The organism is Nocardioides sp. PD653-B2 (genome assembly GCF_002117935.1).
Classification (GTDB): domain Bacteria; phylum Actinomycetota; class Actinomycetes; order Propionibacteriales; family Nocardioidaceae; genus Nocardioides.
This window is the reverse complement of record NZ_BDJE01000056.1, coordinates 1-8,859: the sequence shown is the minus strand read 5'-3', so window position 1 is coordinate 8,859 and position 8,859 is coordinate 1. Positions and strand designations below refer to the sequence as shown.

The following is an 8,859-nucleotide window of genomic DNA, read 5'->3' as shown; positions in this document are numbered from 1 at the left end:
TGCTCCTGCAACCTCGCCCCGTTGTGCCGCCACCACCACCGCCTCAAAACCCACGGCGGCTGGACCTACCAACGCACCGCACCCCGGACCTTCCACTGGACCAGCCCCCACGGCCACGTCCACGTCAACGACCTCACCCACCCACGACATACCTGACCCACCGACCCCGCCGGCCACGGCCGACGGGGCCACACCCATGCCCGCACCCGGCTGCCGCGTGGTCCTCCCTCGACCACCCCGGCTGCGGCCTGCATTCACGGGCCGGTCAGCACCTGATCGCGACGTCGACCTGCGTGCATCGGTCGCGGCCCGGACCCCCGTCGGCGCGGTCCCGCCCCGGGCCGCCGCGCAGCACGTCGGCACCCGGTCCGCCGTCGAGACGACCGCGCGCGACGCTGTCGCACTCGCGGATCTGGTGTGTCCGCACGAAGTCGCTCAGTCGCGCGTCGCGGAGCGTGAGCACGTCATCGCCCCCGCCGCCCGTCAGGTGGACCGAGCCGTCGCAGGTATCCACGGCGAGCTCGTCGTCACCGCGGCTGCCGGTGGCCGTGACGTCGCCCTCGAACCCCGCGGCCAGGCGTTCCAGGCCGGAGAACCGCGCCGTTCTCAGTGGATGCCCGACCCGCGTCAGCCAGCTGATCCGCCCTCGGGCGAGGTCCACACGGAGCTCCTGGGGCCGGTGCTGCAGGCGCAGGTCGCCGAGCAGCAGGTCGCGCCCGGGCCCGCCCTGGAGCCGTGCCCCGATCAGCGCTTGGGTCTTCTGCACCAGCAGGGCGTCATCTCCACCCCCGAGGCGCACCGTGCCGAGGTGATGGGGCGCCTCCACCGTCTCCGAGCGCGGCCCACCCCGGAAGCTGACCGTCGCGTGTGGGTGCAGGTCAGTGCGGAAGCTGTCGAACTGCGACCACGTCCCCAGTCGCCGCTGGCCGTCGCAGGAGAGGTCGCCCGCGACGTTGTCCACCTGCCACTCGCCGTCGCAACCGTGGGTATCGAGGACGACCGTGTTGTTGCCGGGACCGCCGTCGATGTCGGCCTCGTCGGCGAGGCCGGCGTAGAGGTCGATGGTGTCGTCCCCCCGGCCGAGCGACGCGGTGAGGTCGTTGGTCCCGAACGAGGTCGGGACGACCGCCACCCGGTCGGCTCCGGCGCCGAGGTCGTAACGGTCCGCGCCAGCAGCACCGTCCTGATCGCCCTGGAAGTCGACGTCGTCGTCCTCGGGACCGCCGACGACGACGTCGTCACCGTACGACGGTTCCACGAGCACCCGGTCGCCGGCGCCCCCGGACACGAAGATGCGGTCGTTGCCGCTCGCCGTGAACACGAAGGCGGGATCCCTCGGCCGGAACGACCTGTCGACCAGCCGGTAGCAGACCACGTCGTCGCCGTCGCCGGAGTACACCCTGCGTACGTCGGTCGTGACGATGACGTCGTCGCCCGCCGTACCGGAGACGCCCTCCCGGTCGTGGGCCTCGATCGTCGCGGGTCGACCGTCGCAGGTGGCCGCCGGGCTCGCCGACGCCTGGGGCGTCACCGCCTGCGGAACCACGAGAAGGGCCCCCACGAGGGACAACGCTGCTCCGAACGGCGACATGCGCACGACCGTACGCGCAGCAGCCAGGAAGGAGCGGTCACGCCTCGGGGCGCTGCTCCGCCTCGACGTAGGGGTGCTCGTCGACGAACGTCTTCGTCTCCGCGTACATCCGCTGGATGAACTCCTCGAGCTGGGCCGACTCGACCCGCCACTGGCCGCGGCCACCGATCTTGATGGCGGTCAGGTCACCCCGGCGGACCAGGGCGTAGACCTGCGCGCTCGACGTGTTGAGGACCTCGGCCACGTCGGCGAGCGTGAGGAAGCGGGGCGATCCGGCCATGACCCCATCGTCGCATCCGGGGCCGCCGGACGGCGACGGCGGGCGCGGCCTGTGGATGACGTGTTTCGCCGCGCCGGAGCGGGGCCATCATGTCGGCGTGAGTCTCGGCACGGCGCACCAACCCGGGGCCAGGGTGTCCGCCCCGGTCCCGCCGGCCACGCGCGCGGCCCGGCCCGGTTGGCGCGACCCGCGTCTGTGGATCGGGCTCCTGATCGTGACCGTCTCCGTCCTGGGCGGGGCTCGGCTCCTCGCGGCGGCCGACGACACCGTGGCGGTGTGGGCGGTGTCGGGCGACGCCGGCCCGGGTGCCGAGCTGACGACCGCCGACCTCGTCGCGCACCGGGTGCGGTTCGCCGACGACGGCGACCTCGAGGGCTACTTCACCGTCGACGACGAGCTGCCGGCCGACCTCCACCTCGTGCGCGGCGTGACCGCCGGCGAGCTGCTGCCCCGCGCCGCCCTCGGCTCCGCCTCCGACACCGGCGACACCGTCGAGCTGCCGATCGCGGTCGAGGCCGAGCAGGTTCCGGCGTCGGTGCAGACCGGCTCGGTCGTCGACGTCTACCTCGTGGGGCAGGGCAAGGGGCGGTCCCTCGAGGGCGGGCCCGTCCTGGCCGAGGCGACCGTCGTCGACGCGCCCAGCCCGGACGCGGGCTTCGGGGCCGCGACCGGCCGCCGCCAGCTCGTGCTCGCGGTCCCCGAGGCCGACGCGGCGGCGTACTTCGCCGCCGTCGGCCGCGTCGACAGCCCGCTGCTGACCGTCGTGCGCAAGGGCTGAGGGCTGTGCCCGACCGCGTCGTGGTGCTGATCGTGGCCTCGGGCGCGGCCTGGGAGCCGCCGGCCCTCGAACGGCTCGGCGACGACCCCGGGATCGTGGTCCTCAAGCGCTGCGTCGACGTCGACGACCTGCTCGCCGCCGCGACGGCGGGACAGGCCGACGTGGCCGTCGTCGGTCTCGAGGCCCCCGGCCTGGACCGGAGCGCGGTCGACCACCTCCGCAAGCACGGGGTGCGCCCGATCGCCATCGCCCCCGGTGGTGTCACCCTCGACGGAGGCCGCCTCCGGGCCTCGCGGATCGGCATCCAGCTCGTGGTGACCGACGACGACCTGGCCGCGCTGCCGGACGCCGTCACGGCCGCCGAGACCGCGACCGTCGTCCGGATGCCGCGCGGCGCACCCCCCGACGGTCCGCCGGTGGTCGCCACGGCCAGCCCCGGCCGGGTCGTCACTGTCTGGGGACCGGCCGGTGCCCCGGGTCGTACGACGGTCGCCGTCGGCCTCGCCGCCGCGATCGCCCGGCGGCGCCGGCGCACGATCCTGGTCGACGCCGACCCGTACGGCGGGGCCGTGGCCCAGCAGCTCGGCGTCCTGGACGAGGTGTCCGGCCTGCTGTCCGCGGCCCGGTTGGCGACGGCCGGCCAGCTCGCGGAGCGGTTCGGGTCCGTGCAGCGCGGCATCGACGGCCACCTGAGCGTGGTGACCGGGCTGCCGCGTGCCGACCGCTGGGTCGAGGTGCGGTCGGGCTCGGTCGAGCACCTCCTCGAGGTCGCCCGCGAGCACGGCGAGGTCGTCGTCGACACCGGCTTCAGCCTCGAGGACGACCCCGGCTCGGAGTTCGGGTCCCGTCCTGGACGCAACCAGATGACCCTCGGCGCGCTCGACGTCGCCGACCAGGTGGTCGTGGTCGGCGGGGCCGACCCGGTCGGGCTCTCGCGGCTGGCCCGGGCGCTGGTCGAGGTCCGCGAGCTCGACGGGAGCCGGGCGGTGCACGTCGTCGTCAACCGGATGCGGACGACCCTCGGCTGGTCGGAGCGCGACATCGCCGAGATGGTGACCGGGTTCGCCCGGATCGCCGGACTCTACTTCCTCCCCGAGGACCAGGTCACCACCGATCGGGCGCTGGTCGCCGGCCGGACGCTGGCCGAGGTGGGGGACTCGCCGCTGACCCGTGCGGTGTCCCGCCTCGCGGACGCGATCGCCCCGGTCGAGTCGGTGACCGGTTCATGACCCGGACGCCTCAGGCCGGACGCCGGCGTGCCGATCCTCATCCAGTGGAATCTCGACGACCTCGAGCCCGCGGCCTCCGAGATGGAGGCGCGCCTGCTCTATCCCGATGGGAGCAGCACGGCGATCTCGCCGCTGCTGGGCTCGGTGGTCCCCGCGGTCCTGCCGCGACTGTCGCGTGAGGAGCTCGGACTCCTGGGACGGCTGCGCGGGCCACTGAGTCCCACCGTGCTCCCCGCGCGCGCCCCCGGCGACCAGCTGGTCCGCCAGGTCCGGGTCCGCCGCCACCTGCTCCACTTCTACCTCGACCGGCTCCCGGGACTCGACCGCGACCAGCGGCGCGGCATCGACGCCGCCTGCGATATCGCGACCGTGCTGCACCTCGAGACCTGGATCGCGCCGGACGTCCGGGACGAGACGATGCGCTCGCTGCGCCAGCTCATCGGACCGGAGGAGGAGCTCGCCTTCGGTCCGGCCCACGTCGAGGTGCTCGACATCCTGGGCAGCATCTCCGACGTCACCGGCTGCGCGCCGCAGACCGACGCGGTCGGCCGGGTCTGGATGGACAGCCCGCTGCGCCACTGGGAGAGCCTGGCCGCCGAGCTCGTCTCCGCGGCGACCCTCACCAACCGGATGGTGTCGCTGCGGATGGTCCAGCGGGTCACCGCGGTGAAGAGCGACGTCGTACGGCGCAGCTCGGTCTTCCGCGCGGCCCGGATGTGCGCGGCCGCGACGATCCTCGCGGACGTGGTCGACGAGGGCCTCGTGGCCGCGGCCACCTACCCGTGGGAGGTCGGCCTCTCGGCCGGTCCGGCCGCGGCCTAGGCGGCGAACAACAGGTAGAGGCCGCCCACGGTGAACGCGATCATCGCGAACAGCAGCGGGAGCTGGCCGGTGAGCTGGTGCCGCGGCGGCAGGATCTTGATCGCCCGGTCGTGGGCGGCGATCACGCCGAGCACGTGGCCGACGACGACCGCCGTCACCTTGATGTTGGCCAGCAGCGTCGGGTGGTAGCTCAGCCAGTAGCTGACCTGCAGGTTGCCGGTGCCGAGGTAGTTGCTGCCGTTGCTGAACGGGTCGCTCAGCTGGATCAGCGTCAGCTGGCCGACCTCGACCAGGTAGCTCAGGTAGTGGGCGACGATGTAGCCGATGATGATCGGCACCACCGAGTGCGCCAGCTGGTCGGGCAGCTCGGTGCGCTTCAGGTCGTCGCCGAGCCCGGTGAGCACGCACCCGAGCGCGAAGATCAGCCCGACGCCGACGCAGAAGGCCAGCAGCCCGATGTTGTTCATGACGTACGGCGACACGCTCTCGCCCTGGATGAACTGCACCCAGCGGGCGGAGTCCTTGAAGGAGTCGAAGGCGGTGCTGCCGAAGAGCACCGCGACGACCGCGACCAGGCCGGGCCGCACCGGGGTCGTGTCGAGGTTGGCGAGGGGACTGCGGATCACCAGCACGTCGCCGCGGCGGCCCCAGATCGACAGTCGGGAGGCCAACGTGGAGTAGACCTCGAACGGGTCGGCGCGCTCGTAGAAGGTGTTGCCGAAGAGGGCGCCGCCGATCAGCATCAGGGCGACGTACGCCGCGCACCACAGGCGAACCGGACCCAGCTCGGTCGAGAACGGGTAGACGAGCTCGAGCCAGACGAACGCGAAGAGCCCGACCGCCGCGGGCCAGTGCCCGAGCCGCTCGGGGTAGGTGAGGATGCCGCGCTCGGGGTCGCTGCCGGAGACCTTCGCGAACGCGAGGTTGATGGTGCGGACCGGGCTGATCGCCTTCCACACCGGGCCGAGCAGCAGCGAGAGCGGGACCATGCCCACCCACCACCACACGTAGAAGACGCCGAAGACCGGGTTGATGACCAGGTCCTTGCCGAGGATCGACGCGGCCGCGACGTAGAGGAACAGCGCCATGCCCAGCGTGCGCAGCCCGATCCGCCAGGCGGCCGAGTCGACGGTCGACGCGAGCCGGTCCGGCGCCGGCCGGCCACTGGTGGCCGCGTCGTACCGCGGGGTGCGCCAGGCGATCGCCAGGACCGTGAAGGAGATGACCAGCGCCGCGGTCGCGCCGGCGATCGCCAGCTCGGGGGAGATCGGCAGGTCCTTGGCCCCGCCGATCCCGTGCGCGAGTGTGATGCCGCCCGACGACACCTCAGCTCACTTCGAGCTGGACGATGACCTTCTCGAGCGAGTGCGACTCGACGTCGACCGTGCCGGGCTTGTCGATCCCCTGGATGGTCACCGTGTGCGTGCCTGCTTCGTACTCGAGCTCCTGCTCGGGGCTGGAGTGCACGTGGATCTCGCCCGCCTCGTCGGCGGTGACCTCGAGCTGGATCTCCTGCCCGACCGCGACCTCGACGCGCTCGCCGTTCGGCGTCACGCTGTCGCCGGAGATCGTGACCTCGATGACCAACGGATCGGTGCCACTGCCCGATCCGGCGTCGCTGTCACTGCCACATCCGGCGGTGACGGTGAGGGCACACAGGACTACGGCCAGGCTGGCCATGGCTCGGCGCATCGTCGACATTTTCCTTCTGCTCGTGGATACCCGCGCAGGTCCGTTCGCGGTACGACGGCCCCGGTGGACCGTCACGTCTGCCAGAATCGCACGTTGTACAAGCCGCCGGTACGGGTACCCCGACGGAGCGACCCGGCGCGACCCACGAGGGACACCACATGACGGAGCGGCTCAGGCCACGAGACGTGGCGCTGCTGGCTGAGGAGTCTCCGTCGACGCCCATGCACAACGCGACGGTCGAGATCTTCGACCCCGGCGAGTCCGGGTTCGACTACGCCCGCCTGGTCCGCCTGGTCGAGGACCGGATCTCGTTCGTGCCGCGCTACCGGCAGCGGATCCAGCCCGTGCCCGGCCGGATGGCCAACCCGGTGTGGGTCGACGACGACCACTTCGACATCGGCTACCACGTACGCCGGTCCGCGCTGCCGCGCCCGGGCAGCCTCGACCAGCTGCGTGAGCTGGTCTCCCGGATCGTGTCCCGCCCGCTCGATCGCAGCCGGCCGCTGTGGGAGATCTACTTCGTCGAGGGGCTGGCCGACGGCCAGGTCGCGATCTTGTCGAAGTCCCACCAGGTGCTGGTCGACGGGATCGAGACCGTCGACCTCGGTCAGGTGCTCCTCGACCTGACGCCGGAGCTCAAGGAGCTCGGCGGCGACGAGTGGCGCGCCCACGGCCGGCCCTCGCCGTTCTCCCTGATGGCCGGCGCCGTCCGCGACTCGCTCCGCGGCACCGAGACCGTCTCCGACACGGTCCGCACCAAGACCGGGTCGGTGCTGCGCGGCGTGTCCGCGACCAGCCGCACCGCCGGTCGCGTCGCCGACGCGCTCACCAACCGCACCCCCCAGGGTGACTCGCCGATCATCGGCCCGCTCTCGCAGCAGCGCCGCGTGGTCACGGTCCGCACCGACCTCGCCGACTACCGCAGGGTCCGCGACGTCCACGGCGGCACGGTCAACGACGTCATCCTCGCGACCATCACCGGGGCGCTCCGGTCCTGGCTGATGACCCGCGGCGAGTCGATGCGCGGGGTGCGGCAGATCCGCGCCCTGGTGCCCGTCTCGGTCATCGACGAGGAGCTCGAGGCGACCTCGCTCGGCAGCCAGATCGCCGCGCACTTCGTGGACCTACCGGTCTGGGAGGCCAGCCCGGTGGTCCGGCTGCACCAGGTGTCCTACTCGTTCCAGGCCCACAAGGACGGCGGCCGCAGCGTGGCCGCGAGCCGGCTCACCGCGATCTCCGGCTTCGCGCCGGCGACGTTCCACGCGATCGGGTCGCGGGTGGCCGCGGTCGAGCGACGCCGCGGCTACCAGCTCAGCGTCACGAACGTCCCCGGTCCGCAGGCCCCGCTGTACGCCGCGGGGGCCCGGATGGTCGCGACCTACCCGGTGCCGCCGCTGCTCGAGGGGCACCCGTTGGCGATCGGCGTGACGTCGTACGACGGGCACGTCTACTTCGGGCTCACCGCCGACCGCGACCTGCTGCCCGACGCCGACCTGCTCGGCCCGTGCATCCAGGAGGCGCTCGACGAGCTCGTCGAGTCGGCCTCGAGCGGCCGCACCCGGGCCCCGCGCGGACGCCGCAAGCGCAAGCCGCCGACGGAGCAGCCGTGAGCGTCCGGGTCTACCTGCCGACGACGCTGGCCCTCCTGGCCGAGCAGCACGCCGCCGGGGAGTTCGTCGTCACCGACGACGCGGTGACCTCCGACGAGGACGCCGAGGAGGCGGAGTACGCCGCGCTGATGACCGCTGCCGACGCCTCCGCCGCGATGCTCACCGGCCCCGGCCGCCGGGTCGTCGTGGTCGCTGAGCTCGACAAGGAGCCGGAGCCCGGCTGGACGATCCCGGTGAAGCGGGTGGTCGCTCTCCACGCGGATACCGAGGACCGCCCGGTCGACGCCGACCCCGACGAGGACCTGGCGTGGTTCGCGACCCAGGAGATCGAGTACCTGCTCTGATCGACCCTGCGGCGTTTGGGGCCCGTCGCGGGGTCTGAGAGCATCGCCGGCATGGACGCAGTGACGACACCCCCGGCTCCGGTCAACGAGCCGAACTTGACCTATGCGCCGGGTACGCCCGAGCGGGAGGCTCTGTTGGCGGAGATCGAGAGGCTGGAGAGGAAGCCCCGTGACCTCAAGGCCCACATCGGTGGCCGCAGGAAGGCCGGCGGCGGCGCCGAGATCAAGGTCGTGCAGCCGCATGATCACCAGCACGTGCTCGGGGTGTTGAAGAACTCCACGCAGGCCGACGCGAAGGCTGCTGTCCGGGCCGCCGCCGACGCGGCGCCTGGTTGGCGTGGCCTCGACTTCGATGACCGGGCGGCGGTGCTGCTGAAGGCGGCGGACCTGTTGGCCGGTCCGTGGCGGCAGCGGATCAACGCGGCGACGATGTTGGGTCAGTCGAAGACGGCTCACCAGGCCGAGATCGACGCGGCGTGCGAGCTCATCGATTTCTGGCGGTTCAACGTCCAC

10 protein-coding genes are annotated in these 8,859 nt (G+C 72.6%); 6 read left to right on the top strand and 4 right to left on the bottom strand.

Annotation, left to right across the window (positions count from 1 at the left end):
• Positions 1-265: 265 nt before the first annotated feature.
• Together PD653B2_RS21940 and PD653B2_RS21935 are read right to left on the bottom strand one after the other, a co-directional pair.
• Complete coding sequence (locus PD653B2_RS21940) at positions 266-1,591, bottom strand: hypothetical protein (protein ID WP_133059113.1); 1,326 nt, start codon at positions 1,589-1,591, stop codon at positions 266-268.
• 37 nt (positions 1,592-1,628) lie between these two features.
• Positions 1,629-1,871: a helix-turn-helix domain-containing protein gene (locus PD653B2_RS21935; protein ID WP_085874552.1), complete on the bottom strand. Its 243-nt coding sequence runs from the start codon at positions 1,869-1,871 to the stop codon at positions 1,629-1,631.
• A 97-nt stretch (positions 1,872-1,968) separates the two neighbouring features.
• Between PD653B2_RS21935 and PD653B2_RS21930 the strand changes: the two genes are divergently transcribed.
• The 3 genes from PD653B2_RS21930 to PD653B2_RS21920 are packed head-to-tail and all read left to right on the top strand — an operon-like array spanning position 1,969 to position 4,700.
• Positions 1,969-2,649: a hypothetical protein gene (locus PD653B2_RS21930; RefSeq protein ID WP_133059114.1), complete on the top strand. Its 681-nt coding sequence runs from the start codon at positions 1,969-1,971 to the stop codon at positions 2,647-2,649.
• 5 nt (positions 2,650-2,654) lie between these two features.
• Positions 2,655-3,878: an AAA family ATPase gene (locus PD653B2_RS21925; protein ID WP_085874550.1), complete on the top strand. Its 1,224-nt coding sequence runs from the start codon at positions 2,655-2,657 to the stop codon at positions 3,876-3,878.
• A 27-nt stretch (positions 3,879-3,905) separates the two neighbouring features.
• Complete coding sequence (locus PD653B2_RS21920; RefSeq protein WP_085874549.1) at positions 3,906-4,700, top strand: hypothetical protein; 795 nt, start codon at positions 3,906-3,908, stop codon at positions 4,698-4,700.
• Here the strand turns inward: PD653B2_RS21920 and PD653B2_RS21915 are convergent.
• Positions 4,697-6,025 (bottom strand): hypothetical protein, encoded by a 1,329-nt coding sequence (locus PD653B2_RS21915; protein ID WP_085874548.1) that lies wholly within the window; start codon positions 6,023-6,025, stop codon positions 4,697-4,699. The genes PD653B2_RS21920 and PD653B2_RS21915 overlap by 4 nt on opposite strands.
• Position 6,026: 1 nt before the next feature.
• The gene (locus PD653B2_RS21910; RefSeq protein ID WP_085874554.1) at positions 6,027-6,392 is read right to left on the bottom strand and encodes a hypothetical protein; all 366 of its coding nucleotides are present in this window, start codon (positions 6,390-6,392) and stop codon (positions 6,027-6,029) included.
• Between the two features lie 158 nt (positions 6,393-6,550).
• Between PD653B2_RS21910 and PD653B2_RS21905 the strand changes: the two genes are divergently transcribed.
• The 3 genes from PD653B2_RS21905 to PD653B2_RS21895 all read left to right on the top strand — a co-directional run.
• Positions 6,551-8,002 (top strand): WS/DGAT/MGAT family O-acyltransferase, encoded by a 1,452-nt coding sequence (locus tag PD653B2_RS21905; RefSeq protein ID WP_085874547.1) that lies wholly within the window; start codon positions 6,551-6,553, stop codon positions 8,000-8,002.
• Positions 7,999-8,346, top strand: a complete 348-nt coding sequence (locus PD653B2_RS21900; protein ID WP_085874546.1) for a DUF6912 family protein — start codon at positions 7,999-8,001, stop codon at positions 8,344-8,346. The genes PD653B2_RS21905 and PD653B2_RS21900 overlap by 4 nt, the downstream gene beginning before the upstream one ends.
• A gap of 51 nt (positions 8,347-8,397) precedes the next feature.
• Positions 8,398-8,859, top strand: a 462-nt coding sequence (locus PD653B2_RS21895) for an aldehyde dehydrogenase family protein (protein WP_123061238.1), incomplete at its 3' end; no start/stop codon positions are given.

Coding starts and splice junctions, on each gene's coding strand:
- PD653B2_RS21910 (WP_085874554.1), bottom strand. CDS start 6,392: ATGCGCCGAGCCATGGCCAGCCTGGCCGTAGTCCTGTGTGCCCTCACC.
- PD653B2_RS21935 (WP_085874552.1), bottom strand. CDS start 1,871: ATGGCCGGATCGCCCCGCTTCCTCACGCTCGCCGACGTGGCCGAGGTC.
- PD653B2_RS21940 (WP_133059113.1), bottom strand. CDS start 1,591: ATGTCGCCGTTCGGAGCAGCGTTGTCCCTCGTGGGGGCCCTTCTCGTG.
- PD653B2_RS21905 (WP_085874547.1), top strand. CDS start 6,551: ATGACGGAGCGGCTCAGGCCACGAGACGTGGCGCTGCTGGCTGAGGAG.